Source organism: Pontibacter deserti, assembly GCF_023630255.1.
Taxonomy (GTDB): Bacteria; Bacteroidota; Bacteroidia; order Cytophagales; family Hymenobacteraceae; genus Pontibacter; species Pontibacter deserti.
In genome coordinates, this window is sequence record NZ_JALPRS010000001.1 from 2118301 (window position 1) to 2143998 (window position 25698).

Consider the following 25698-nt stretch of genomic DNA (forward strand, 5'->3'; position numbering starts at 1 on the left):
CGTTATTTATACTTCTATTTCGCCTGTTAAGTAGGTTACAGCTTTCCCTGTGATCTTCACCCTCTTTCCCAGATACTCGCAAGTCAGGTTGCCTTGCCTTTTAGATAGCTGCTTTGCCGTCATCACCTGTTTGCTCAGGCGCTGGCTCCAATAGGGAGTAAGTGTGGTATGAGCAGAACCAGTTACCGGATCCTCAACAATGCCTACCTGCGGGCAGAAAAACCGGGATACAAAATCAACCCCTTTACCAGGTGCCGAAACAATGACACCGCGTGCTTCTACTGAATTTATAAGGTTAGTATCCGGGTTAAAGCCTGCCACATCATCCTCTGATTCAAATATCAGCAGGTAATCTGTTTTGCCTTTGTAGGTTTCCCGTGGAGCTTTTCCGAAGGCCTCTACCAGAGCTTCCGGTGTTTCAGTGGCCTCAAATACATCCGTCGGAAAATCCAGTGTAAGGGTATCGGCGCGACGCTGCACACGCAACAAACCGCTTCTGTGCGAGTGCAGGTTTATTACATCGGTTAGGTGGTTGTAATACGTAAACAGCACGTAAGCTGCCGCCAGTGTAGCGTGCCCGCAAAGGTCTACTTCCACGGTTGGTGTAAACCAGCGTATCTCGTAATCATCACCGGTCTTCACTACAAAAGCAGTTTCGGCCAGATTGTTCTCTGCGCCTATCTGTTGCATGGTCTTGTCATCGAGCCACGCATCCAGCACGCAAACAGCAGCCGGGTTTCCGCCAAATACTTTATCTGTAAAAGCGTCTATCTGGTATAGTTTTATCTTTGCCACAATTATAGTTATTGGTTATTAGTTTATAGTTATTTGAGTAAGAGTATAAGTTATACTTTCCGGTACACAATACAACCAATCAGTTCCGGGTGGTCCTGTACCAGGTCGTGTTTACTGGTATGGCGCAGCATCCAAAGTATAAGCATATCGCCGCCGGCAGCTATGGTAAACAGTAGCCCGAACAAAAATACGTTGATGCTGCCAAGTATAAGCCCGGCTATAGTTGGCAGCACGCCCATTACCAGGCCCGGCATCATGCCGCCAAGTATGTAAGGCCTTAGGGGCAGCACTTCTTTGCAGTGGCAATACGGAGTAAGCATTTTCCAGTGCACACCATACTTTATCGACTTCAATCCGTTTTTGCAAAAGGCTGCCCAGGTAAATCCATGCAACAGTTCGTGCACCACTGCCCCCGGAATCATGATCAGGAAAATAAACAAAGGGTAAAGCAACATGGTAAGCTTGTGCTCCCCGTAAAAGCTTTTGATGTTCTGGAACTCAAACTGCTCTGGCCACAGCCATACATAAGCAGGTATAAAAATTAGTAACAGGGGGAGTATAAAGAACAGGGCTAACACGTTGGCTTTTGCAGCACTAACGGTTAGCTCCTGTTTTGTATACTTGCTGCTATCTTCTATCTGGTTTATCATGTGTAACCAAATATAACAACAAATATTTATAGTTGTGGCTGCACCAATGCAGCTGCCGGCATCCTTCAGGTTACATTTTATTAATTACTAGATGTGCTGTATACTTATTAGCTGTTACTCCAGGCATATAAGTTCGAAGATGGCAGCACGATCACGTAATCATGCGAATAGAAGCGCTTCAATTGTGCATCATCTTTTAGTTTTCTGGATTTTCGAAGCAGTTTCTTCATTTGTTCGTTACCCTCAAACCACACCGGTTGATCTTTATTAAGTTTAAAAGCAAAACGGACAGCGTTAATTACATCAGTTTGTTCTTCAATCATTTTATATACCTGTTTTTGTTGCCCCTCATTACATCTTTTATAGGCTTCTACCAGTCGGGCAAATTGCCCTGTACCGTTCAGGTAGCTGTCGTTGGTAAAATATTGATCAGGTATACTATAGCTCAGGTTCGTGATCCGGATAGAGAGTACTTTGTTTCGAGTGATACCATATTCATTTGCCAGAAACCAGCCTTCATATTTATGAAAGTTGTCGTTCGTAAGCTGATAGGTTCGTGTATGGTCTGCCCCACCCCAAAGTATAAATTTGTCTCTTCTGAGTAGCTTCCCGAACTTACTATCATCTGTCAGGTTGTTGATAATGGCTCTTGTTCGCGCTTTCTCACGCATTGCAAAAGCTTCACTTTCGCTCATTCCCATCTCTTTATATACCCTAAAAGCTGTAGAAGCCTGGTCAAAAGCTGAAAGGTTATCTAGCACATTTAATACAAACTGCTTATTTAAATAGGGCCTGTCTTTTACATGAAACCTGGCCGGTGCCTCATGGGCCAGCGAGTCCATATACCCGATCAGTGCTACTGTGTTGTTCTTGAAACTGATAACTTTATCACGGAAATTCTTATGGCCCTGCTGCGTAAAGAATGGACTGAAAACATTGCGGAGCGAGAAATTGAATTCCTGTTCAAAATCAGAGCAAACAATGGTTATCTTCTTTTCCGGGTGGTTAGTGTTCCACTGTTGCACTTCCTTCAGAAAATCAAGCTCTTCCTTGCTGCCAAAGTATGGCTTCAGCACATCAAGCACTTTATCACAGGTATCAGATTTGCAGTTAATATAGGCATTCACGAACGGGGTAGTAGAGTAAGGCACTTCTTTTACCAGCACCGGAAAATCATCAATGGTATTCAGGTGAAAGACCAGGTCACGTGCCGTACGATGCACTGCATTCATCCAATGATTCTCGCCGATCATTACCACCCGTTTCCCCCTTGCCGCCTCATCTATCCACGACATATCGTAATGCCCTTTTTTAGAGGTGATGGTGTTTGCTGTAAGCTCAAAACCAGGAGTTATACTTACATCATGAGAATAGGTGGCACAGTCAGCATTACCCTGTGAAAAGCAACTCAGGGCTGTAGCAAAGCCTAAGAAGCTTAATAAAAATTTTTTCATAAGTTTTATAGTTAGTAGATGGAACAGTTGCAGCGGGTATATCCAGCATCATCAGGCATTGCTTTAAGCCAAATTATTTTCAGGATATTACAAAAGATGAAGTATAAACTGCTTTAGTTGCAGCAGCGCTGATTTTTTTATTTATGAAGCCTGTCTTTGTCTGTATAGCTTTTGAATAGCTCATATAAAAACAAAAAAGCTATATTTGTTAAGCCTGCAAACAGGTGTATCCTAAACCAACTATAATTGTGGCTATCGTTTTAAGTATAGATAATCTCTCGAAAAATTATGGCAGCCTGAAAGCTGTAGATAACCTGACCCTGCAAATAGAAGAAGGCAATATCTATGGCTTGCTTGGCCCTAACGGCAGTGGTAAAACAACCACGCTGGGCATGGTGCTTGATGTGATTCGCCCCAGCAGTGGCAGTTTTTCGTGGTTTGGCGAAGGTATCAGCAAAGCAACAAAGCAACGTGTAGGGGCTATACTTGAAACCCCTAATTTTTACCCATACCTTACTGCCAAACATAACCTGCAGGTGGTAGCCGATAATAAAGGTGTCGGACACCATAACATTAACAAAATGCTGGACCTGGTAGGGTTGGGTACACGCAGCCACACCACTTTTAAAGGCTTCTCGCTGGGGATGAAGCAACGTTTAGCCCTGGCCGCTGCCATGCTAAACAACCCGGAAGTGCTGGTGCTGGACGAGCCAACCAACGGCCTCGACCCACAAGGTATAGCCGAAGTGCGCGACCTTATACTTCGGATTGCAGCCCAGGGTAAAACCATTATACTTGCCAGCCACCTGCTTGATGAAGTTGAAAAAGTATGTACACATGTAGCCGTGCTGCGCACAGGCAAACTGGTAACAAATGGACCTGTAAATACTATTCTATCTGCTAAAGAACAATTACTTATCAGTGCTAATGAACTTGCTCCAGTTCTCCAGTTACTGGAGCGCCTGCCGTACATTACCCAGTTCAGCCAAGAGAAGGAATATATAAGCCTGACCTTGCAGGATGGCTATACCAGCACCGACCTTAACCGCGACATGTTTGCCCAGGGCATTGTGCTCTCGCAGTTGGTGGGTCGCCGCAAAAGCCTGGAAAAACAGTTTCTTGAGATTATCAAATCCTAACGCTGATGAACTTACTCCGAACCGAGTTTCGCAAAATATTCCCTTACCGTACTTTCTGGGTTATACTGGCTGTTTATGTGCTCCTGCTGGTGCTTATACTTTACACAAGCACAAGTGTTGAGATAAATGGTAAAGCGTTGGGTAATGAAACATACCAGTTCCCTGGCTTGTGGATGCGCCTGACATATGTGGCCCATTTCTTTAATCTGTTGCTGGGCATACTGGTTATTGTGCTTGTAACCGACGAATACAGCTACCGCACTGTAAGGCAAGAGGTAATTGATGGCCTTTCAAGGGCTGAAGTAGTGCTGAGCAAATTTTATGTTGTACTGGCTTTGGCAGTTTTCAGTACAGTGTTTCTGCTGGCGCTTGGGTTATACTTTGGCTTACTTTATAGTTCAAACACAAGCATAAATGCCATGTTCAGCCAGATAGATTATCTCTCCTACTACTTTGTGCAGGCTGTGGCTTATATGGTACTGGCTATGCTTTTTGCATTCTTTATCCGGAAAAGCGGGTTGGCCATTATTGCGTTTATTGCCTATACCAAAATTGTTGAGCCACTTATCCACTTTAAGTTACCTGACCACATAGATAAGTATTTCCCGATGAAAGCCCTGGATAGCCTAACTCCTATGCCTGGTCAGGAGCTGTTCGGGCAACTTACCTCCCCTATAGAGCAGCTTTCTCCTGCGATGGCTACGTTACCATCGTTATTATATACCGGCTTGTTTCTGCTGTTCTGCTACCTTATACTTAAAATAAGAGATCTATAAGTTGTTATAGTAATTAACTATAGCCATAAATTCCTGCGGCAGATCAAAACTGAGTTTCTGCTTTCGGGCATAGGCTTTCACAACGGAGGCATGTTTGCCGCAGTAGCTCAGGAAGTCTTTTCGGATATTTGTTAGCTTAACAATTTCGCCATCAGGTTGAAGAATATAGAATTTGGGCTTTATCTGGTCATAATACTCTCCGCTTAACGGATAACCTAACGGATCATAAGTATTGCCATCCATAGAAGATGCCAGGTAAGGGTCTACTGTTTTCTTATTGTAGCTTTCCCGCATCAGCAGGGTGGCTTTTCCCTGGTTCAGCTGCTCGAAAAAAGTAGGCTTTTTGAAATCTGTATAGTCTTTGCCCTGGTCCCAGAAAATAGATTTAAATATGTGGCTCCGGTTGCTGAGTTCATCCGATACTTCGAACTGGGCCACGTTTACCGGCGAGAGCGTACTTAGTGTGCCGTCTTCATTCGATACTGAAATAATATCCTGGGTACGGTAATAGGTGATCTTGCCTTCCAATACATCACCGGTGGTAAGTGTAACAATTCCTTTTGCCCATTCCTGAATATCAATATCCTGCCTGTGCTGGGCGCAAAGGGTGAAGCTGAAAAGTAGTCCTACACCTGTCAGCTTCAATGATCTGTAAGTTAAAAAACATTTCATAGGCTGTCCTTTCCTTTTAAGGGTTTATGCTACACACTGCCTATACTTTTTATACTTAAATAACAACAGAAGAGACCCTCAAAGTATACCTTTTCTAAAAACAGATAGAATTATTTAGGTAACATACTAAAAACAAAAGCCAGTGCATTGCTGCACTGGCTTCATCTGCAATCCCTTCGCAGGAAATTGTTTATTTATTTATAGTTGCACTTTTCAGTATCTCGTGGCCCAGCTTGTCGCGCTTGGTAGCCAGGTACTTTTTGTTATGCGGATTCGGTGCAATTTCGATAGGAACATTGCCCACAACTTCTAAACCATAACCGATCAGTCCGGTACGCTTTTTAGGGTTGTTAGAGATAAGTTTCATTTTGGTAACGCCCAGATCCCGCAGAATTTGTGCACCTACACCATAATCACGCTCATCCATGCCAAAGCCTAGTTCCAGGTTAGCTTCTACTGTATCCAGCCCTTGCTCTTGTAGTTTATAGGCTTTTAATTTATTGATAAGCCCAATGCCACGGCCTTCCTGGTTCATATATACAATCACGCCTTTGCCTTCGCGCTCGATCATTCGCATGGCCTCATGTAGCTGCGGGCCGCAATCACAACGGCAGGATCCGAAAATATCACCGGTTACGCAAGACGAATGCACACGCACCAACACAGGCTCGTCTTCTGCCCAGGTACCTTTTACAAGTGCCAGGTGCTTGGCTCCGTTGCTGCGCTGCGTAAACGCATACAGATCAAAATCACCGAAATCGGTTGGCAACTGTACTGCAATTTCGCGGTCTATCAGGCTTTCCTTTTTTAGGCGGTAGGCGATCAGGTCTTTTATTGAAACCAGCTTCAGGTTAAAACGCTTAGCAACGTGAACCAAGTCCGGCAGGCGGGCCATTGTACCATCTTCGTTCATGATTTCGATAAGTACACCGGCAGGCGCAAGTCCGGCTAAACGAGCCAGGTCTACAGCTGCTTCGGTATGGCCGGCACGACGTAAAACCCCTTCTTTCTTCGCTTTTAACGGAAAAATGTGCCCTGGCTTACCAAGCGAATGCGGATCTGTGTTGGGGTCAACAAGTGCCTGTATGGTCTTTGCTCTGTCGGATGCCGATATACCTGTAGTACAGCCATGCCCGATCAAATCAACAGATACCGTAAACGGTGTAGCGTGCAGCGCGGTATTGCGGCCAACCATCAGCTCAAGACCCAGCTCTTCGCAGCGCTCTTCGGTAAGCGGTGCACAGATCAGGCCGCGGCCATGGGTAGCCATAAAGTTAATGATCTCTGGTGTTACCATCTCGGCAGCACAGATAAAATCGCCTTCGTTCTCACGATCGTCGTCGTCCACCACAATAATTACTTTACCTTGGCGGATATCTTCGATGGCATCCTCGATCGAGTCGAGTTTTATAGTTTCTTGGTTTGTATTCTCCATAAAATGTTTTGAGGCATAAGAACTGATAATGTTTGCCTTAGGCCCTGCTTTTAGAAAACTTATTGCTTCTACTTATCATAACTATAAAACTAAAGGCATTGTTCAATACCATAACCCTACAGATATAGCTAGTATCAGCAGAAAATCGGAAAACTGAACAAAGGTAGAAAGTAAAAGACCTTCTATAAAGATTAAGTTGATTATTTTTATGCGGCTTAGTTGTTATCACCTCTGCTATTTATACTTCTGCCCATGAGATGCTCTGTTATAGTTGCCAATTACAATAACTCCGCTTTTATAAAGCAGGCATTACAATCTATAGAGCAGCAAACCTACCGCAACTGGGAAGCAGTGGTGGTGGATGATTGTTCAACCGATAACTCTTTAGCAATAGTAGATACTTACCTGGCTACTGTTGCTGATAAAACAAATTATAAACTGATACGCTTACTTAAAAATGAAGGGGTGGGCAATGCCAAGAGAGTTGGTGTGAAAGAATGTACAGGAGAACTGGTATTTATACTTGATGCCGACGATGCTTTAACTCCTACTGCCTTAGAAGAACTAACTGCAGCTCACGTTCAATACCCTGCTGCCAGTCTTATTTACTCTACACATTATAACTGCGATGCCGATTTAAATCCTATTGAAGTTGAGCCGACTATAAAACAAGTGCAGTTTTCTGATCTGCTTGAGGACAGTATTTCTCATTTAGCATCTTTTAAGAGGCGGTTTTACGACCTTACCACAGGTATAGATCCATATTTTAAGCTGGCTGTAGACAAGGACATCTATTACAAACTGGAAGAAGTTGGAGATGTGGTGTTTGTAAACAAGCCGCTATATTTTTACCGCATCAGCAAAAGCGGAATTTCACAAGGTTTTGATAACTATATCCGCTCCCGCGACTATAAACTGGCTGCTATAGAAAATGCTATTAAGCGACGTGAGAAAAGCGGGGTAAAACTACCTGACAAGTATAAACTAAGAAAACTACTCGCAGAGATTCACCTGCTGCAGGCTGAAGGACTTGTTTACTCCCGCCAAAGTTTGGGCAAGAAACTTCTGAAGCACCTGGGGCTGGCTATACTTTACAACCCCCTTGGAAGTATAAAACGGAAGCTGAAGGCTGCTTTTATGCTTAGCAGGTTAAAAAGAGCAGTCTTGAGGAAATAGCGAACTTTAGCTTATCTGTTCACAACTATACCCAGCAGGTTGCCGAGCTCTTTATAGTAGGTATTAAGCGTGATGATCAGGTTCAGCACCCGATCTACCTCCTGTGGATCAGTAACCAAGCGGAGCTTTTCTCTTTCCTTTTTCAGCAGGATTTCGGCGTTTCTCCATTTCAGGCGCAGTACGGCGCGTTCGGCACCATAAGGTAGTAAGTCGGTTTCGGTAGGTACAAATACCTGGTGGGTTGCCCAGTTATGACTCAGCTCGTAAGGCTCTGATAAAAGTGAAACAGCTTCTGTCCGGATCGCTTCGTTCGGGTAAGTAATAAAGTCTTGGGCAGTTGGCAGGTTACCGTTACTCAGGCTGTCTTTTACTATCCCGATGATCTGGACATACAGCGGAGTTACAAACTCAATATCATCGAGCTGGTCCAGCATGTATTGGCTGGTGGTAATGCCATCTTCCAGTTCCTGGTCCGGGTAGTGCAGGATCATGCGCACAATCTCGCGCTCATAACGCTTCAGCACATCCGCATCCGAGGCTTCCTCTTCCGGCTCCGGAACAATTGGTTGTGGTGTATAGGTGTCCTGGTTCCCAGCTTTTTGCTGTTGCTGGCGGTCCTGCAGGTGTATTTTGTTGTACTCTGATATCAGTACCTGCTCATCGATATCGAATATCAGGCTGGTGCTCTGGAAGAATACAGTACGCTTTATCGAATCCGGGATCTTGGCGATAGTTGTTACGATCTCACGTATCGCTTCAGCTTTCTTTATAGGGTTGCCTTTGGCTTCCTCGGCGAACAGGCTAGACTTGTAGGAGATAAAATCCTGGGCATTATCTTTTACATAAGCCTTGAAAGCCGTATCGCCTACTTTTTGGATATAAGAGTCCGGGTCCTCACCTTCCGGGAAAGTAACCACCTGCACGTTAAGGCCCTGCTCAAGTATAAGATCTATACCACGCAACGAGGCTTTTATACCTGCCGCATCGCCATCATACAGCACTGTAATGTTATGTGTATAGCGCGCAATCAGCTTTATCTGCCCTTCGGTAAGCGATGTACCCGACGAGGCCACCACATTCTCTATACCACCCTGGTGCAGCGAAATTACATCCAGGTAACCTTCCACCAGGTAGCACATGTCTTGCATGCGCATGGCCTGCTTCGCCTGAAACAAACCATACAGCACATTGCTTTTATGGTAGATTTCAGACTCAGGTGAGTTAAGATACTTCGGACTTTTCTTGTCGTTGGACTTAAGCGTACGGGCACCAAAACCTACCACCCTCCCCGACACGTTATGGATCGGGAACATGACACGTGCTCTGAACCTGTCGTAGCGTTTGTCTTCCTTAACTATAGTTAGCCCGGTAGCTTCTAAATATTTTTGCTTGTACCCCTCTTTTAAGGCAGCATCTGTTAAATCAGACCAAGCTTCTAAACTATAGCCCAGCTCAAACTTCTTTATAGTTGCCGCGCTCATGCCCCGTTGCTTCAGGTACGACTGGCCTATACTTCCTTCTTCGTGGTTAAAAAGCCTGTGCTGGTAGTGCTTGTTGGCAAACTCCGAAACTATAAATAAGCTGTCGCGCTCGCTTTGCTCGTGGCTATATTCATTTGTTTCTTCTTCCGGTACTTCAATGCCATACTTTTTGGCCAGGTGCTTCAGGGCCTCCGGAAAGCTGGCACCTTCCACATCCATAATAAACTGCACTGAATTACCGGCCTTGCCGCAGCCAAAGCACTTGTAAATGCCTTTAGCCGGCGAAACAGAAAAAGAAGGAGACTTTTCGTGGTGAAAGGGGCAGCAGGCCCACATGTTCTGCCCTTTTTTCTTCAGAGAAACATAATCCCCCACTACCTCTACTATATCGGCCTGGAGAATTATCTGATCAACGGTTTCTTTTGGAATAAGGGACATGGTACTACACTTTGCGGAACAACAAAGATAAGGATTTGTCTGAATCAGGATTTACAATATTACCAGATGAGCAGGTTTTTGTAGAAATAAAATTCTATACTTCTTCTCATTGCCTCATCTCCAAATTTCCACATTTCCACATCTTCAAATTACCTACTCAGCTACTCACCAAAGTCTGGTATAGTTTATAGTTTTCTTCATCGAAGCACACGAACAGTACCTGGTCTATTATGGAATCAGTATTTTCGTCGAAGTAGTTCTTAACAGCCTGCACGGCTACGGCAGCAGCTTTGTCTTTGGGATAACCATACACGCCCGTGCTGATATTTGGAAAGGCTATACTTGTCAGTTTATTTGCATCGGCGAGGTGGAGGCTGCTTTTATAGCAGTTGGCCAGTAGCTCCGGCTCCCCATCATTACCACCATGCCACACTGGCCCTACTGTGTGTATTACATACTTTGCAGGCAGGTTTCCTGCTGTTGTTATTACTGCCTCGCCGGTGGGGCATTCGCCTTGCCTAGCCCGTATGGCTTTACATTCTTCCAGTATGGCAGGCCCGCCAGCCCGGTGTATGGCGCCATCCACGCCGCCGCCACCTAACAGGCTGCTGTTGGCTGCATTAACTATAGCATCGGATTTTATTTTGGTAATATCGCCAAGTATAACTTCCAGTCTGGTGTTGTCCATGTTGCTTTTAGCTAGTGTACGCAAGTATAGCTTTTAATTGCCAACCCAGGTATAAATCAGTTCTGCTTCATCTTTCGACTTTATAACAAGCTTTTTCCTCTCCACCCGGAATTCGGTAGCACGGGTAAGCTGTTGCAGGTAATATTCATCAAATTGCTTATAGTTGTCCAGCAGCACATCTTCAGTTACCTGTAAGGGCCCCACATCCAGGTAACCATCTTCATCTTTGGTATTAAAAGAGGCTGTTCCGGTAAAGCTGCCTGATAAGATATTACCGGTCACTGTATTGCTGCCACTCTTAAGCTGATTGCTGGAAAAACTCTCCGGAGCAAATGCAATCTGAACATGAATTACATCGGTGGGTGGCACAACGGTTTTATAAGGATCTTCTATGCGGAGTAACTCCCATTTTCCGGGAAGTATACCAGGTCTGTCTGATTTATTTTCTTCCAGATTTAAACAGGAATTAATGACCATAATGCTGAGAAGCAGGCCCAGCAGTTGCAGAAAAAGTAAGGTGTGATCTGTTTTCATAGTAAGGTAGCATGTTAACTCTTTTATTCTCAAGAGCTTTTTCTCCTAACGATGGTTGCAGAAAGAATTGTATATACCTTTTTAAACTTGCTAAACTAAGTAGCTCCTGCCCTGTTTACTATAGGAATAGAGCCTGCATCAGAATAATTTTGTTTGTATCTTTGCAGCATAATTAAGCGCTGGCTTTAAATACGATTATGGCTATTACAAAAGAAGATATATTAAAAGCCCTTAGCTATGTGGAGGAACCGGATCTGGGCAAAGACCTGGTTACGCTTAACATGGTGGAGGACGTACAGGTAGATGGCAAGAATGTAAGCTTCACGGTTATACTTACTACGCCTGCCTGCCCTTTAAAGGACCTGATCCGGAACGCCTGCGAACGTGCCATCCATACCATGGTTGATAAGGATGCAACCGTTACGGTTAACATGACCTCCCGCGTTACTACTGCCCGCACCGATAATGCTGCCGTAGTTGGTGGTGTTAAAAACATTATTGCAGTAGCATCTGGTAAAGGTGGCGTGGGTAAATCTACGGTTACAACAAACCTGGCTATTGGCCTGGCGCAGTCTGGTGCAAAGGTTGGTCTGATAGATGCGGATATTTATGGTCCTTCGGTGCCAACTATGTTTGGCGTAGAAGAAGAGCGCCCGCGCATGATCCAGGGCGACCACGGAAAGAACTATATTGTTCCGGTTGAGAAGTATGGCATTAAAATGATGTCTATTGGCTTTTTAACTCCGGCTGATGGCGCTGTAATCTGGCGTGGCCCAATGGCAAGCTCTGCCCTGAAGCAGTTTATTTCAGATGTGGACTGGGGTGACCTGGATTACCTGCTGATCGATCTTCCACCAGGAACCTCTGATATACACCTGACAATGGTGCAGGCTTTACCGGTAACAGGTGCAGTTATAGTTACTACGCCACAAAAAGTTGCCTTAGCCGATGCCATGAAAGGTTTGCAGATGTTCCGTCAGCCACAGATTAACGTACCTGTATTAGGTGTGGTAGAGAATATGGCTTACTTTACGCCTGCAGAACTTCCTGAAAATAAATACTACATCTTCGGGCAAGGTGGCGGTAAAGACCTGGCTGATAAATACGAAGTGCCGCTTTTAGGTCAGATTCCGATCGTACAAAGCATACGTGAGAGCGGCGACGCCGGAACTCCTGTGGTTTTACAGAACGATTCTCCTGCTTCCGGTGTTTTCAAAGAGTTAGCCCAGGCTGTAGCACAACAGGTATCTGTTCGTAATGCAACCATAGGCAAAACACAACCTGTAGAAATTAAAAGCTAACGATATATGGCAGCCATTAACGTAGACGAAAACTTCCTGCTCCGCATAGAGAGTGCATTAGACCAGATCAGACCATACCTGGAGGCAGATGGCGGCAACGTAAAAGTGCTGGAAGTAACTGAAGATATGGTGTTGCGACTGGAATTGCTGGGCGCCTGCGGCTCCTGCCCTATGTCTACCATGACGCTGAAAGCTGGTGTAGAGCAATCAGTTCTACGGGCAATTCCTGAGATTAAAGCCGTTGAAGCTGTAAATCTTACTCCGATAGGCGGATAAAAATAAATAACGTTGTTATACTTTGTGCAGCCTTGGCTTAAATAAGCCAGGGCTGTTTTTTTGTCTGAACCAGGATTTTCAGGATTAATGGATTAACAGGGTTTACCCCTTCCCGACCTTCCCCTTTTAAAGAGGGCCCCTACCCCCAGAACAGGGGAAGGAGTTTAATAAGACCTCGTAGCGTGCGCAGCTCCTACGAGCGTCTGGACTGTAGTTTCATATTTGCCGCTGCACTAACCCTTGCCTGCGCCTTTACCTCACCCCAACCCTCTCCTAAAAACTGGAGAGGGAGCTTTAACTGCTTAATTTGTCATTTCGACCAGCGGGAGAAATATGGGTGCTGTAGTTACTGTAATAACATCCCCCTGCCCCCTTCAAAGGGGGACTTTCTACTAAGCTATAATTGCGAGTATAGTTTTATAGTTACAGTCCATGAACGGACAAGTCACGACCTGTTCCTACGGAATTACATTGCTGAAAAAACGATGCAACAATACTATTTCAAATTATAGCTTAAGCAGTAGCTATCGAACTGATCACAGTCTTTGGGTTGAGCGCCTTTGATTTGTTGCGGTGCCGAAGGCAGCTCGAGCTTAAGCGAGAGCAGCTTCAAATCAGCAGCGCGATGCCCAAAGACGAGGCCTCGCGGTGGTGAGCGCACCAAAGCTGGAAATGAAACGATAGGTTTGTAGAACTCCCAAGATTAGAAGTAGCTATAAAAGTATAGTTTGTTTCAAAAAGTACAGGCAGTAACTATAAGCTGAAATAGATTTCTCGCAACACTCGAAATGACAAATTAACAATCAACTTTCTCATCCGTATCAAAATAACTATATTTGCCTACCTATTCTTACTACACAGCACTATGTTAAAAGCCAACGACCCATCCCTGCATTCATGGATAGAGATTGCGCCGAACAGCGATTTCCCGATACAAAACCTCCCATTCGGTATTTTTGAAACCGACGACAGAGACCCACGCGTGGGCGTTGCCATTGGCGACTATGTACTGGATCTGCTGGCAGTGGCAAGGCTTAACTTTTTTGAGCTGATCGACATTGACCCGAATGTATTTCACAGGCCTTACCTGAACGATTTTATTGCCTTAGGTAAGCCAACCTGGCGCGCGGTTCGCAACCGTGTGTCTGCCTTACTTCGCAATGATAACGATGAGATTAGCCGAAGCAGCGACCTGATAGATAAGTGCCTGGTAAAACAGAGCCAGGCACGTATGCTGATGCCGGTAAAAGTAGGAAACTACACCGATTTTTATTCCAGCATTGAGCATGCAACAAATGTGGGCACCATGTTCCGTGACCCTAAAAATGCATTGTTGCCAAACTGGAAACACATCCCGATTGGGTATCATGGTCGTGCCTCCTCTATTGTTGTATCGGGCACAGATATACGCAGACCAAACGGCCAGACCAAGGCTCCTGATGCTGATGCTCCAACTTTTGGCCCTACCCGCCTGCTGGACTTTGAACTGGAAGTTGCATTTATTACCGGTAAAGAAACCAAACTTGGCGAAAGTATAACTCCGAACGAAGCAGATAACTATATTTTTGGTTTAGTGCTTTTCAACGACTGGTCGGCCAGGGACATGCAAACCTGGGAATATGTGCCACTGGGGCCATTCCTGGCTAAGAGTTTTGCCTCTTCCATTTCTCCCTGGGTAGTTACCCTAGATGCGCTGGAGCCATTCAAAGTGAAAGGCCCTGTTCAGGATCCGAGGCCACTGCCTTACCTGGAGTTTTCGGGTAACCACAACTACGACATTAACCTTGAAGTGCTGATACAACCGGAAGGAGGTAAAGAGACCAGCATCTGCCATTCCAACTTTAAGTACATGTACTGGAACATGAACCAGCAGCTGGCACACCAAAGCAGCAACGGCTGTAACATCCAGATTGGTGATATGTATGCTTCCGGAACTATAAGTGGCGCAGACAAAGGCTCTTATGGATCGATGCTGGAACTTACCTGGCGTGGTACACAACCTATACAATTAGCAGACGGCACCGAACGCAAATTCATCAACGATTACGACACCGTAATCATGCGTGGCTTTAGCGAGAAGAATGGTATCCGTATAGGTTTTGGTGAAGTGAAAGGCAAAGTACTTCCTGCCTTGTAATACCGCATTTCTTAGACTTTACATGTAAACTATAAAACCACTGCCCGGGCAGTGGTTTTATAGTTTACAGCGATTTTGCCCGCTTACCTGTTTAACCGTATATTAGCAGAACCAACCATAGATGCCATTAGCATCTCGAAAACTTTACCAGATGGCTTACAAAACCATAGATCCGCAGGACGTTAAAACTGCTGAAGTACATGCCCTGTTGTTAGGTGCTATTGCCCCACGCCCCATTGCCTTTGCCAGTACCACCGACCTGGAGGGAAACGTAAACCTGAGCCCCTTCAGCTTTTTTAACGTGTTCAGTGCCAAGCCGCCTATACTTGTTTTTTCTCCAGCCCGCCGCGTGCGCGACAATACCAGCAAGCATACACTGGAGAATGTAATGGTAACAAAGGAAGTGGTGATCAATATCGCCAACTATGAAATTGTAGAACAGATGTCGCTGGCAAGCACGGAGTATGACCGTGGCATAAATGAGTTCGTGAAGTCAGGCTTAACTCCCGAAGCATCTGTATTAATAGCTCCGCCACGTGTGAAGGAAGCACCAGTTTCGTTTGAATGCAAGGTAAATGATGTGATCAGTTTAGGGCCGGAAGGCGGTGCCGGTAACCTGGTGATTTGCGAAGTGCTGCTGATGCACATTAACGAAGCCATACTTGATGAAAACGGAAAAATAGACCCTTACAAGCTGGATGGTGTAGCCCGTATGGGTGGAGATTATTACCTGCGTGCCAACGGCGACTGCATCTTCGAACTCCCGAAACCGGTTAAGAATAAAGGTATTGGCATAGATATGTTACCGGAGCATATCCGGAACAGCGCTATACTTACCGGTAATAACCTGGCCCGGCTTGGTAACTCAGAAACGATACCTACACATGCTGAAGTTGAGGCATTTAAAGCTGTACCTATTGTTGCTTATACTTTAAACAAGTATAAAAACGAACCAGCTATACTTCGTCAGGAGCTTGAGATGCTGGGCAAGAAACTTTTAGAAGATAACCAGGTGCAGGAAGCCTGGAAGGTGCTACTGATGACCCAACATATACATTTGACATAGGACCCAGAGAAAAAAACTTTCAATTTCCCTATAAAGTATAAAACCCGCCAAGGCGGGTTTTATACTTTATAGTTTTGTCTTTAATCTTATATCTTACGTCCTGTGTCCTAGTTACGTACTGCAATCATCAAACCAAGCTCTTTATAACGCATACCAAAACGTTTTGCAATTTGGGCATTTGTTAAACTGCCTTTGTAAATATAAACGCCGCTACGGTAATGCTCATTCGTAAACAGCACCTCGCTTACACCGCCATACTTAGATATTTCAGTTAAGATTGGGGTAAAGATATTGCTTAGTGCTGAAGTAGCTGTGCGTGGTACCCGGGAAGGTATATTAGGAACGCAGTAGTGAATAATATCATACTTACGGTAGATCGGGCGACTATGTGATGTCAATTCAGAAGTATGAAAACAGCCTCCATGGTCGATGCATACATCAATGATCACAGAACCTGGGTTCATTTGAGCTACTACACTTTCCTCCACCATACATGGCATGCGACCATCCTCAGCCACCAAAGCGCCAATTACCACATCAGCCTGCTTTATCTCATGGTATAGTACTGTCTTATCTAATGTAGAGGTAAATAATTGTGTACCCACATTATGCTTTAACCGGCGAAGCTTATAAATATGGTTATCAAACACCTTTACTTCTGCTCCTAAACCCAAAGCTGCACGGGCTGCATATTCGGCAACGGTGCCGGCACCAAGTATAACTACCTTGCTTGGAGGCACACCTGTTATTCCGCCAAGTATAATGCCGCGCCCTTCGTTGCTAATGCTCAGGTATTCCGCTGCAATTAGCATTACAGTGCTACCGGCAATCTCGCTCATAGCCCGTACGACAGGTTTCGAATCAGATTTATCACGGAGCAACTCAAAAGAAATAGCATTAATTTTTTTACGCAGCAGCGCATTAATGTAATCTGCTGTTAAGCTACCAAACTGCAGGGCAGAAATAAGTGTCTGACCAGGTCGCAGGTATTCTATTTCGTCGTAGGTAGGTGGCGCTACTTTAAGTATAATATCGGCATCGTATACTTCTTTGGTAGAGTAAACAACTTTGGCGCCAGCCTCTGAGAATTCGTTATCAGAGTATTTTGAAGGACTTCCGGCCCCTGCTTCAATCCAGATGGTATGGCCGTGATCTGTAAGTTGTTTTACAGCATCTGGTGTAAGCCCTATGCGGTTCTCCTGAAAAGACGATTCTTTAGGTATACCTATAAATAGGTTGCGTTTACGCTCTTCCACGGCCAGCATCGACTCTTTTGGGTAAAGTGCCTGTCCGGCTGCTATTTTTCCAATTTCTACGGCGAATCGCTCCGTCATATCACACCTCATTTATCGTCATGGTACGCACCTCGCTGCTAACCTCAGGTTGCAGGGTTACAAGCAGATAATGCTCCGGCAACAGATTGGGGATCAGGGAAGGCCACTCGATCAGGCAAATATGACCAGAATCGAAGTATTCCAAGGCCCCAATGTTCAGCGCCTCACGTTCATCGCTTATCCTATAAAAATCAAAATGATAAATTAGTTTCCCAGAATCCGTTTCGTATTCGTTTACCAGGGCAAAAGTCGGGCTGCTCACATTTTCCTGTACGCCTATCTGGCGGCAAAACTCTTTTATTAAAGTGGTTTTGCCTGCACCCATCGGGCCTTCAAACAGAATAACAGGTACTTCGCTGGCGGCATCCAGCAGCATAGCCGCTGCCGTTGGCAGATCGTCTAGCGAAGTCATCTGAAATTGAGCTTTTTCTATGCCAGTGTTATACATTTTTAGGTGTAAGCGTGACAAACGGTATTATGCACTCCTCCAACGACACCCCTCCGTGCTGGAATGTGTCTTTGTAGTAGTTCACGTAGTAGTTATAGTTGTTTGGGTATGCAAAAAAGTAATCTTCTATTGCAAACACAAACGTAGTAGAAACATTGGCTTTAGGCAAGAAAAATCGCTCCGGCTTGCGTACTGTAAACACATCTTTATCAGTGTAACCCAGGTTCTTGCCGTGTTTGTAACGCAGGTTTGTATTGGTCTGTCGGTCTCCAATGATCTTAAATGGCCTTTTAACACGGATTGTACCGTGGTCAGTGGTTATGATTAGGCGGCCTTTTTTCTCGGCGATCATTTTTAGTGTATCAAACAGCGGTGAGTGCAGGAACCATGATTTTGTTATGGAACGGTAAGCTGATTCGTCCGGGGCCAGTTCGCGCACCATATTACTATCAGTTCGGGCATGCGACAGCATGTCCACGAAGTTATACACGATCACATTCAGCTTGTTGTTATCCAGGTTACTGAACTTGCCAAGTAAGTCTTTACCTGCGGCTACGTTTGTTATTTTGTGGTAGCTATGCTTGTCTGTTACCCGGTTCTGCTGAAACTGGATATCCAGAAATTCAGGTTCGTTCAGGTTTTTGCCTTCATCCTCATCGTCGCTAACCCATAGGTTCGGGTATTTTTTAGCGATCTCGGTTGGCAGCATTCCAGAGAAGATAGCATTACGGGCATAAGCAGTAGTGGTCGGAAGTATAGAATAATACATTTCTTCTGAGTCCACTGTAAAGTAATCGTTTATGATCGGCTCCAGCACTTTCCATTGGTCGTAACGCAGGTTATCAATCAGTACGAAGTATACTGGCCTGTCCGACTCTTTCATCATCGGGAAAACACGTTCTTTAAATATCTGGTGAGACATTAATGGCGCATCATCGCTCTCTTTATTTATCCAGTCTTCATAATTATCCATGATAAACCTGGCGAAGTTTGAGTTTGCCTCATCCTTCTGCATGTTTATCACATCGGCCATACTTTTGTTTTCAGTCTCGTCTATCTCCAGCTCCCAGTACGTTAGTTTTTTGTAGATATCGGCCCACTCGTTAGGGCTCAAACGCTCTCCAAAAGCCATACCCAACTGGCGGAAGTCGCGCTGATAACTTTGGTTCGTTCTTTCTGATACCAGTCGTTTATTTTCGAGGGCTTTTTTAACAGATAGAAGGATCTGGTTCGGGTTAAGGGGCTTGATCAGGTAATCAGTGATTTTGGCACCTATCGCCTCTTCCATAATATGCTCTTCCTCGCTCTTCGTGATCATGATCACGGGCATGGCCGGGCGAATCGTTTTTATTTCGTTCAGGGCTTCCAGGCCACTTATACCTGGCATATTTTCATCCAGGAAAACCACATCAAAAGGTTGCTCCTGTACTTTATCAATGGCATCGGCACCACTGTTAACAGGAGTTATGTCGTAACCTTTATCTTCCAGGAACAGAATATGTGGCTTGAGCAGGTCAATCTCATCATCGGCCCACAAAATAGTATATCTTTGCATAGTTTTATTTAGATAAATTGCTAAACTGCTTCGTTGTTAAATTGTTATAAGCACGTAACAGCACTTAAAAGTATAGGACCTGTTACTACTTACGAAATATTGTGCAGTAAGAGTATGTGTGACAGAAAGTTACGAAAAAGAAGTTAATTTCTTTAAACACAACAATTTAACCATCCAACAATTAAATACTTCGTTCTGGTGAACAAGAAAAAAATCTTCAACGACCCGGTATACGGCTTTATAACAGTTCCGTCTGAGCTCTTGTTCGATATTATTGACCATCCGTACTTTCAGCGCCTCCGCCGTATTAAGCAACTTGGCCTTACAGAGATGGTTTACCCGGGTGCATTACATACCCGTTTCCACCATGCCTTAGGTGCCATGCACCTGATGAACACTGCCTTACAGACATTAAAAAGTAAAAATAACGAAATTTCTGATAAGGAATTTGAAGCTTCTTTAATTGCCATACTGCTGCACGATATCGGCCACGGCCCTTTCTCGCATGCCTTAGAAACCGCTATTTTCAAGGAAGTGCACCACGAGCACCTCTCGCTGCATATTATGCACTTGCTTAACGAAGAATTTGGCGGAAGATTGAGCCTGGCGATAGATATATTTACAGATAACTACGAACGCAGGTTCTTTCACCAGCTTGTTTCGAGCCAATTAGACGTAGACCGCCTGGATTACCTGAACCGCGACAGTTTTTATACCGGTGTATACGAAGGCAAGATTGGGGCTGACCGCATCATAAAAATGCTGGATGTAGCCAACGACAAACTGGTTGTAGAAGAAAAAGCAATTTATAGTATTGAGAACTTTCTGGTAAGCCGACGCCTGATGTACTGGCAGGTATACCTGCACAAGACTGTTATCAGTGCAGAAAATATGGTTTTACGTGCTGTTCAACGAGCCCGCCAGTTGCTGCAGCAAGGTATAGAAGTACCAGCCAGCCCTTGCCTCAAGTTTTTCCTGGCCTCAGATCTGACCATTCAGGATTTTCAGCAGGACCCAAGTATACTGGAGCGTTTTGTTAGCTTAGACGATCATGATATCTGGAGTGGCATAAAACAATGGGCTTCTCATGAAGATAACATCTTGTCTTACTTGTCGGGTTGTATATTAAACCGTAAGCTATTTAAAGTGATCATATCTAATAAAACTATTGATGAAGATATGATGCTAGGAATTGGGGAACTGATACAGGAACGCTTTAAGGTAGCTGAGGAGGATATCAAGTACCTGATGATTTCAGGAAAGATCAGCAACAACGCTTATCAGGCCGAAGGACAATCTATTGACGTTTTAACAAAATCCGGTTACGTGGTTAACGCAGCAGATGCATCTGATCTGCCAAACATACAGGCACTCAGCAATAAAGTTGAGAAGTATTATGTTTGTTACCCAAGAGAAGTAGCACATTAAGTAAGTCTAGTTCCTAGTATGTAGAGTATGTATCAGGTTCTAGACCTAGCTGCATGCGAAACCTCTGCTAATGTTTTGATTTATTTCACCTAGCTCTCTACTAAAGCAGGAGAGGGAGCTTAGTTAGCACCTGCTATAGTTTAGGTAGTAGTTCTATAGTTGCCATTTTAACACCCCTGTGAGCTCCGCTCGCAAGTTTCGAACTCCCGTTCTCACTTGTCCTCAAGGGGACAGTTCTGCCACAACTATAGTTAGAATATAGTTTTATAGTTAGAGTCCATGAGCGGACAGGTAGCGACCTGTCCCTACGGAACTACATTACTAGAAAAGCTAAAAGCTATACTTCTCCATCAAACTATAAAATTAACTATCGAATGATATCAGTCTTCGGGTGGAGCGCCTTGTAAATATCTGGTGCCTGTAGGGCATTGCGACGTTAGGAGCAAAAGAGATTTGCACCGCGCGATGCCCGAAGACGAGGCCTCCCGGCCGTGAGGGCACCAATGCAAAAGATGAAACGATAGGCAAGTAGAGCTCCCAGGATTAAAAGTAGCTATGAAAATATAGCTTGGTTCGAGTAGGTATAGGCTTCAACTAATAAACTTATAAGACCCCCGCGATAAGAAATCAAAATGACAAAGCAGAAGCTATAAGTTCAGACTCTAGTAAGAGATGCGCACGCTATAAGGCCTTACCGATAGATTCTATCTTAAAATAATCTGGAGTGCTTTAAACGAATCTTTTCGAATTTAAACTTGATTTGACAAATCATAAACTATACTTTTAACTCCAACCACCTCCGATAATATAATAGCTCACCCTACCCTCCCACGTTAACTTTTTATTAAGTTTGCACCCCGGAAGCACTAGCGTTTTTAAGTTTTTGCTATAATTTTACATCATGGAATTTACTGTTCAACAGATAGCTGACCTATTACAGGGGGAAATCGAAGGGGATAACTTAGCGAAAGTCAGCACTTTAGCCAAAATTGAAGAAGCCCAGAAAGGTGCTTTAGCTTTTTTGGCTAATGCAAAGTACGAACCATACTTATATACTACCGGCGCCAGCGCAGTTATAGTTTCTGATAAACTGGAACTTAAAAAGCCTGTTTCGGCTGCACTGATCCGCGTAAGTGATCCTTATACCAGCTTTTCTACTCTTTTACAGTATTACCAGGCTACAATACTTGCTTCTAAAACCGGGGTTGAAGAACCTAGCTTTATCGGCAGTGGCGGCGAGATTGGGGAAAACCACTACCGTGGCGCCTTCTCTTATATTGGTAATAACTGCAAAATCGGACAGAATGTACGCATTTTCCCTCAGGCATACATCGGCGATAACGTAACCATAGGCGATAACACTACTATTTTTGCAGGAGCAAAACTTTACGCAAATACTGTTATTGGTAGCAACTGTACCATACATGCGGGTGTTGTGCTTGGCAGCGATGGCTTTGGATTTGCCCCGCAGGAAGATGGATCCTATAAAATAGTACCACAGATTGGGAATGTAGTGTTGGAGGATGATGTATCTATTGGCGCCAATGCTACTATAGATTGTGCGACCATGGGATCTACTATTATCCGTCAGGGTACAAAAATTGATAACCTGGTACAGATCGCCCATAACGTGGAGATTGGCAAGCATACAGTTATAGCAGCTCAAACAGGTATTTCAGGTTCCGCTAAAATTGGTAACTATTGTGTAATTGCGGGTCAGGTAGGTATTGTGGGGCATATTTCTATTGCAGATAAAACAACTATTGGTGCTCAGTCTGGTGTAGGAAAGACCATTAAAAAGCCTGGTACAATTATACAGGGTTCTCCTGCTTTTGATTATAAACAAAATTTACGTGCCCTTACTGTTTTCAGAAAATTACCTGAACTGCAGCGTGAATTAGAGGCCTTACGCGACAAAAATTAACTATACTTTGTAAAGCCTTTTCTCCCAGAAAAAATAATACTGGCAAGGCAGAATATAAAATCTTAAGTTTGCGGTAAAATGGTCGGCTGCTACACAATAGTTTATAAACAACGACCACAGGACCTGCTAAATGCAGCCTCCAGATAAGAATAGATTTGTAAATGAACTATAAACAGCATACCATAAAAGCTCCGGTAACAGTTTCCGGTATTGGATTGCATACAGGCGTAGTGTCGAACATGACATTTAACCCTGCTCCTGCAAACCATGGCTATAAATTCCAGCGCATTGATTTACCAGGCCAGCCCATTGTAGCAGCCGATGTTGACAATGTAGTGGACCTTTCGCGTGGTACAACCATTGAGCAGAATGGAGCCAGAGTAAATACCGTAGAGCATACCTTGGCTGCATTGGTAGGCCTGGAAATAGACAATGTACTCATTCAGTTAGATGGCCCTGAGCCTCCAATTATGGATGGTTCGTCTATCGAGTTTGTGCAGGCATTGTTAAGTGTTGGTTTGCAGGAGCAAAATGCATTACGCAATTACTTCGAGTTAACCGAAGGCATCACTTATAAAGATGAAGCACGTGGTGTTGAGATAGTTGGTTTACCCTTAAATGATTACCGCCTGACGGTAATGGTTGACTATAACTCTCCTGTTTTAGGCAGCCAGCATGCATCTATTACCAACATGAACCAGTTTGAAAAGGAAATCGCGCCTTGCCGTACTTTCTGCTTTTTACACGAACTGGAAGCACTTCACAAGCAAAACCTTATAAAAGGCGGTAACCTGGATAATGCAATCGTTATTGTTGACCGTGTGGTGAACGATGATGAACTGACAGTACTGGCAGATCTGCTTAATAAACCTAAAGTTGAGGTAAAAGAGACCGGCACGTTAAACAACGTGGAGCTTCGTTACAAAAACGAACCTGCACGCCATAAACTGCTGGATTTGATGGGTGACCTTGCCCTGATCGGCAGACCTATAAAAGGACAGATTTTGGCAGCCCGCCCAGGTCATGCAGCAAACATTGGTTTTGCGAAAAGAGTAAAGAAAGCAATTCAGGAAGCTTCTATACAGAGTGTACCAGTTTACGACGAAAAGAAGCCACCTGTAATGGATATTAACCAGATCACAGCTACCCTACCACATCGCTACCCATTCCTGCTTATTGATAAGATCATCCACCTGGATGAGACAACAGTAACAGGTGTGAAAAATATAACGATGAACGAGCCGTTCTTTCAGGGCCACTTCCCTGGTAACCCTATACTACCGGGCGTGATCCAGATCGAAGCAATGGCACAGACAGGCGGTATCCTGGTACTGAATACTGTAGAGAATCCTGAAGATTACTGGACATATTTCCTTGGCGTGGATAAATGCCGCTTTAAGCGCAAAGTTATTCCGGGAGATACTATTATCTTTAAATGTGAACTGCTGGCTCCAATCAAACGTGGAATTGCCAAAATGAGTGGTCAGGCTTTTGTAGGTGGCCAACTGGTAATGGAAGCAGAAATGTCGGCAAGTATAGTTAAGAAAAAAGCATGAACCAGCCGTTAGCATACATACACCCGGAAGCGAAGATCGCGCACAATGTGGTAATAGAGCCATTCTCTACTATATACAAAAACGTAGAAATTGGTGAAGGGACCTGGATTGGACCGAACGTAACTATTATGGAAGGCGCACGCATCGGTAAGAACTGTAAGATCTTCCCTGGTGCTGTTATCTCTTCTGTTCCGCAGGACCTTAAATTTGCAGGTGAGGAAACTACTGCCGTTATCGGTGATAACACTGTTATTCGTGAGTGTGTAACAGTAAGTCGTGGCACTATAGATAAGATGCGTACTGTAGTTGGCAGCAACTGCCTGATTATGTCTTACGCGCACATCGCCCACGACTGTATTGTTGGTAATAACTGTATTGTAGTAAATGCAGTGCAGATGGCCGGCCACGTAGAGATGGGTGATTTCGCGATTATTGGCGGGTCTAGTGCAGTTCACCAGTTTGTAAAGATCGGTGCACATGCCATGATCTCGGGAGGTTCACTGGTTCGTAAAGATGTGCCTCCTTATGTAAAAGCAGCCCGTGAGCCACTTACGTATGCTGGTATCAACTCTATCGGGTTGCGCCGCCGTGGTTTTACAAGCGAGCAAATTAACGAAGTACAGCAGTTATACCGTATCCTGTTTATGAGCGGAAATAACACAACAGAAGCACTGGATAAGATCGAACTTGAAATGGCTCCGAGCAAAGAGCGTGACGAGATTGTAAACTTTGTGCGTAACTCTGGTCGTGGCATTATTAAGAGCTACTTCGGTAAAGATGCAAATTAACCTAAGCAATTTAGGTAAACGATACAATTACGAGTGGATTTTCCGGAACCTGACCTATACTTTTGAGTCAGGCACTGCTTATGCCATACTTGGGCATAACGGGTCCGGGAAATCCACTCTTCTTACTGTTATATCAGGGCACAACCTGCACTCCGAAGGTGAGATAAAGTATAGCTCAAACGGCACCATTATACCCGTCGAAAAAATTTATACTTCCCTTTCGCTTACTGCCCCCTATCTGGAGTTGGTAGAAGAATTTACATTGCTGGAGATGATAGATTTTCATACCCGGTTTAAACCACTTCGCCATAACCTGACTAACCTGGAACTGATCGACAGGATGGGCCTGCAGAAATCAAAGTATAAATTTGTTAAGGATTTTTCCTCGGGGATGAAGCAGCGCCTGAAACTTGGCCTGGCGATTTATTCTGAATCAGAGTTACTACTGCTGGATGAGCCTACCACTAACCTTGACCAGGAAGGCGTGGCATGGTATCAGGAACATGTAACACAAAATAAAACCAACCGACTGATTATAGTTGGCTCTAATATTCACCACGAATATAGCTTTTGCGAAGAGCATTTACGCATAACAGATTACCATACCGTTTCTACCAAACGTACCGTATAAACCGTTCAAAATTGCC

The 25698-nt window shown here is 44.4% G+C and carries 23 protein-coding genes; 12 read left to right on the top strand and 11 right to left on the bottom strand.

Translation table 11 applies throughout. The features are described from left to right. Nucleotides 1–6: 6 nt before the first annotated feature. The 3 genes from MJ612_RS09230 to MJ612_RS09240 form a co-directional block, all read right to left on the bottom strand. Nucleotides 7–795 carry a PhzF family phenazine biosynthesis protein gene (locus MJ612_RS09230; RefSeq protein WP_187033200.1) on the bottom strand — a complete coding sequence of 263 codons (789 nt, stop codon included), beginning with the start codon at nt 793–795 and terminating at the stop codon, nt 7–9. Between the two features lie 50 nt (nt 796–845). Then, nucleotides 846–1445, bottom strand: coding sequence for a DUF3267 domain-containing protein (locus MJ612_RS09235; protein WP_187033201.1), 600 nt, complete (start codon nt 1443–1445; stop codon nt 846–848). Between the two features lie 107 nt (nt 1446–1552). Beyond that, nucleotides 1553–2899 (bottom strand): TraB/GumN family protein, encoded by a 1347-nt coding sequence (locus MJ612_RS09240; protein ID WP_187033202.1) that lies wholly within the window; start codon nt 2897–2899, stop codon nt 1553–1555. Nucleotides 2900–3123: 224 nt separating this feature from the next. On the opposite strand from MJ612_RS09240, the gene MJ612_RS09245 reads away from it, so the two are divergent. After that, on the top strand, nt 3124–4038 hold the full coding sequence (locus tag MJ612_RS09245; protein WP_250419107.1) for an ABC transporter ATP-binding protein: 915 nt from the start codon (nt 3124–3126) through the stop codon (nt 4036–4038). A gap of 5 nt (nt 4039–4043) precedes the next feature. Continuing rightward, complete coding sequence (locus MJ612_RS09250; protein WP_187033203.1) at nt 4044–4814, top strand: ABC transporter permease; 771 nt, start codon at nt 4044–4046, stop codon at nt 4812–4814. On the opposite strand, the gene MJ612_RS09255 is transcribed toward MJ612_RS09250, so the two are convergent. After that, nucleotides 4809–5486 (bottom strand): hypothetical protein, encoded by a 678-nt coding sequence (locus MJ612_RS09255; protein ID WP_187033204.1) that lies wholly within the window; start codon nt 5484–5486, stop codon nt 4809–4811. The two genes, MJ612_RS09250 and MJ612_RS09255, sit on opposite strands and share 6 nt — an antisense overlap. A 190-nt stretch (nt 5487–5676) precedes the next feature. Next, a complete protein-coding gene (locus tag MJ612_RS09260; RefSeq protein WP_187033205.1) occupies nt 5677–6921 on the bottom strand; it encodes a bifunctional 3,4-dihydroxy-2-butanone-4-phosphate synthase/GTP cyclohydrolase II in 1245 nt (414 codons plus the stop codon). Nucleotides 6922–7173: 252 nt separating this feature from the next. Between MJ612_RS09260 and MJ612_RS09265 the strand changes: the two genes are divergently transcribed. Next, entirely contained in the window at nt 7174–8097 is a 924-nt protein-coding gene (locus MJ612_RS09265) for a glycosyltransferase family 2 protein (RefSeq protein WP_187033206.1), read from the top strand. Between the two features lie 11 nt (nt 8098–8108). Here MJ612_RS09265 and dnaG read toward each other — a convergent pair whose 3' ends face one another. The 3 genes from dnaG to MJ612_RS09280 form a co-directional block, all read right to left on the bottom strand. Beyond that, on the bottom strand, nt 8109–10016 hold the full coding sequence (dnaG, locus tag MJ612_RS09270; protein WP_187033207.1) for a DNA primase: 1908 nt from the start codon (nt 10014–10016) through the stop codon (nt 8109–8111). Between the two features lie 157 nt (nt 10017–10173). Then, nucleotides 10174–10704, bottom strand: coding sequence for an O-acetyl-ADP-ribose deacetylase (locus tag MJ612_RS09275; RefSeq protein WP_187033208.1), 531 nt, complete (start codon nt 10702–10704; stop codon nt 10174–10176). Between the two features lie 33 nt (nt 10705–10737). Then, on the bottom strand, nt 10738–11238 hold the full coding sequence (locus MJ612_RS09280; protein ID WP_187033209.1) for an META domain-containing protein: 501 nt from the start codon (nt 11236–11238) through the stop codon (nt 10738–10740). A gap of 197 nt (nt 11239–11435) precedes the next feature. Here MJ612_RS09280 and MJ612_RS09285 point away from each other — a divergent pair, with 197 nt between their 5' ends. From MJ612_RS09285 to MJ612_RS09300, 4 genes are all read left to right on the top strand, one after another. Continuing rightward, on the top strand, nt 11436–12539 hold the full coding sequence (locus tag MJ612_RS09285; protein WP_187033210.1) for an Mrp/NBP35 family ATP-binding protein: 1104 nt from the start codon (nt 11436–11438) through the stop codon (nt 12537–12539). 6 nt (nt 12540–12545) lie between these two features. Next, the gene (locus tag MJ612_RS09290) at nt 12546–12815 is read left to right on the top strand and encodes a NifU family protein (protein WP_187033211.1); all 270 of its coding nucleotides are present in this window, start codon (nt 12546–12548) and stop codon (nt 12813–12815) included. Nucleotides 12816–13680: 865 nt separating this feature from the next. Further along, on the top strand, nt 13681–14952 hold the full coding sequence (fahA, locus tag MJ612_RS09295; protein ID WP_187033212.1) for a fumarylacetoacetase: 1272 nt from the start codon (nt 13681–13683) through the stop codon (nt 14950–14952). A gap of 121 nt (nt 14953–15073) precedes the next feature. Next, complete coding sequence (locus MJ612_RS09300) at nt 15074–16018, top strand: flavin reductase family protein (protein WP_250419108.1); 945 nt, start codon at nt 15074–15076, stop codon at nt 16016–16018. A 107-nt stretch (nt 16019–16125) separates the two neighbouring features. Here MJ612_RS09300 and MJ612_RS09305 read toward each other — a convergent pair whose 3' ends face one another. Genes MJ612_RS09305 through porX form a run of 3 tightly spaced genes read right to left on the bottom strand, consistent with a single transcriptional unit; the run spans nt 16126 to nt 19355 of the window. After that, on the bottom strand, nt 16126–17352 hold the full coding sequence (locus MJ612_RS09305; protein ID WP_187033213.1) for an alanine dehydrogenase: 1227 nt from the start codon (nt 17350–17352) through the stop codon (nt 16126–16128). A 1-nt stretch (nt 17353) separates the two neighbouring features. After that, nucleotides 17354–17764, bottom strand: coding sequence for a tRNA (adenosine(37)-N6)-threonylcarbamoyltransferase complex ATPase subunit type 1 TsaE (gene tsaE, locus MJ612_RS09310; protein WP_187033214.1), 411 nt, complete (start codon nt 17762–17764; stop codon nt 17354–17356). A gap of 28 nt (nt 17765–17792) precedes the next feature. Next, the gene (porX, locus tag MJ612_RS09315; protein WP_187033215.1) at nt 17793–19355 is read right to left on the bottom strand and encodes a T9SS response regulator signal transducer PorX; all 1563 of its coding nucleotides are present in this window, start codon (nt 19353–19355) and stop codon (nt 17793–17795) included. A gap of 198 nt (nt 19356–19553) precedes the next feature. On the opposite strand from porX, the gene MJ612_RS09320 reads away from it, so the two are divergent. The 5 genes from MJ612_RS09320 (at nt 19554) to MJ612_RS09340 (ending at nt 25682) form a co-directional block, all read left to right on the top strand. Then, nucleotides 19554–20783, top strand: a complete 1230-nt coding sequence (locus MJ612_RS09320) for an HD domain-containing protein (RefSeq protein ID WP_187033216.1) — start codon at nt 19554–19556, stop codon at nt 20781–20783. A 901-nt stretch (nt 20784–21684) separates the two neighbouring features. Next, the gene (gene lpxD, locus MJ612_RS09325; protein ID WP_187033217.1) at nt 21685–22707 is read left to right on the top strand and encodes a UDP-3-O-(3-hydroxymyristoyl)glucosamine N-acyltransferase; all 1023 of its coding nucleotides are present in this window, start codon (nt 21685–21687) and stop codon (nt 22705–22707) included. Between the two features lie 161 nt (nt 22708–22868). Beyond that, nucleotides 22869–24263: a bifunctional UDP-3-O-[3-hydroxymyristoyl] N-acetylglucosamine deacetylase/3-hydroxyacyl-ACP dehydratase gene (locus tag MJ612_RS09330; protein WP_187033218.1), complete on the top strand. Its 1395-nt coding sequence runs from the start codon at nt 22869–22871 to the stop codon at nt 24261–24263. After that, nucleotides 24260–25051: an acyl-ACP--UDP-N-acetylglucosamine O-acyltransferase gene (gene lpxA, locus MJ612_RS09335; RefSeq protein WP_187033219.1), complete on the top strand. Its 792-nt coding sequence runs from the start codon at nt 24260–24262 to the stop codon at nt 25049–25051. The genes MJ612_RS09330 and lpxA overlap by 4 nt, the downstream gene beginning before the upstream one ends. Then, nucleotides 25041–25682: an ABC transporter ATP-binding protein gene (locus tag MJ612_RS09340; protein WP_187033220.1), complete on the top strand. Its 642-nt coding sequence runs from the start codon at nt 25041–25043 to the stop codon at nt 25680–25682. Before lpxA ends, MJ612_RS09340 begins: the two co-directional genes overlap by 11 nt. Nucleotides 25683–25698: the final 16 nt, after the last annotated feature.

Coding starts and splice junctions, on each gene's coding strand:
- MJ612_RS09235 (WP_187033201.1), bottom strand. CDS start 1,445: ATGATAAACCAGATAGAAGATAGCAGCAAGTATACAAAACAGGAGCTA.
- MJ612_RS09240 (WP_187033202.1), bottom strand. CDS start 2,899: ATGAAAAAATTTTTATTAAGCTTCTTAGGCTTTGCTACAGCCCTGAGT.
- MJ612_RS09250 (WP_187033203.1), top strand. CDS start 4,044: ATGAACTTACTCCGAACCGAGTTTCGCAAAATATTCCCTTACCGTACT.
- MJ612_RS09255 (WP_187033204.1), bottom strand. CDS start 5,486: ATGAAATGTTTTTTAACTTACAGATCATTGAAGCTGACAGGTGTAGGA.
- MJ612_RS09260 (WP_187033205.1), bottom strand. CDS start 6,921: ATGGAGAATACAAACCAAGAAACTATAAAACTCGACTCGATCGAGGAT.
- MJ612_RS09265 (WP_187033206.1), top strand. CDS start 7,174: ATGAGATGCTCTGTTATAGTTGCCAATTACAATAACTCCGCTTTTATA.
- dnaG (WP_187033207.1), bottom strand. CDS start 10,016: ATGTCCCTTATTCCAAAAGAAACCGTTGATCAGATAATTCTCCAGGCC.
- MJ612_RS09275 (WP_187033208.1), bottom strand. CDS start 10,704: ATGGACAACACCAGACTGGAAGTTATACTTGGCGATATTACCAAAATA.
- MJ612_RS09280 (WP_187033209.1), bottom strand. CDS start 11,238: ATGAAAACAGATCACACCTTACTTTTTCTGCAACTGCTGGGCCTGCTT.
- MJ612_RS09285 (WP_187033210.1), top strand. CDS start 11,436: ATGGCTATTACAAAAGAAGATATATTAAAAGCCCTTAGCTATGTGGAG.
- MJ612_RS09290 (WP_187033211.1), top strand. CDS start 12,546: ATGGCAGCCATTAACGTAGACGAAAACTTCCTGCTCCGCATAGAGAGT.
- fahA (WP_187033212.1), top strand. CDS start 13,681: ATGTTAAAAGCCAACGACCCATCCCTGCATTCATGGATAGAGATTGCG.
- MJ612_RS09300 (WP_250419108.1), top strand. CDS start 15,074: ATGCCATTAGCATCTCGAAAACTTTACCAGATGGCTTACAAAACCATA.
- MJ612_RS09305 (WP_187033213.1), bottom strand. CDS start 17,352: ATGACGGAGCGATTCGCCGTAGAAATTGGAAAAATAGCAGCCGGACAG.
- tsaE (WP_187033214.1), bottom strand. CDS start 17,764: ATGACTTCGCTAGACGATCTGCCAACGGCAGCGGCTATGCTGCTGGAT.
- porX (WP_187033215.1), bottom strand. CDS start 19,355: ATGCAAAGATATACTATTTTGTGGGCCGATGATGAGATTGACCTGCTC.
- lpxD (WP_187033217.1), top strand. CDS start 21,685: ATGGAATTTACTGTTCAACAGATAGCTGACCTATTACAGGGGGAAATC.
- MJ612_RS09330 (WP_187033218.1), top strand. CDS start 22,869: ATGAACTATAAACAGCATACCATAAAAGCTCCGGTAACAGTTTCCGGT.
- lpxA (WP_187033219.1), top strand. CDS start 24,260: ATGAACCAGCCGTTAGCATACATACACCCGGAAGCGAAGATCGCGCAC.
- MJ612_RS09340 (WP_187033220.1), top strand. CDS start 25,041: ATGCAAATTAACCTAAGCAATTTAGGTAAACGATACAATTACGAGTGG.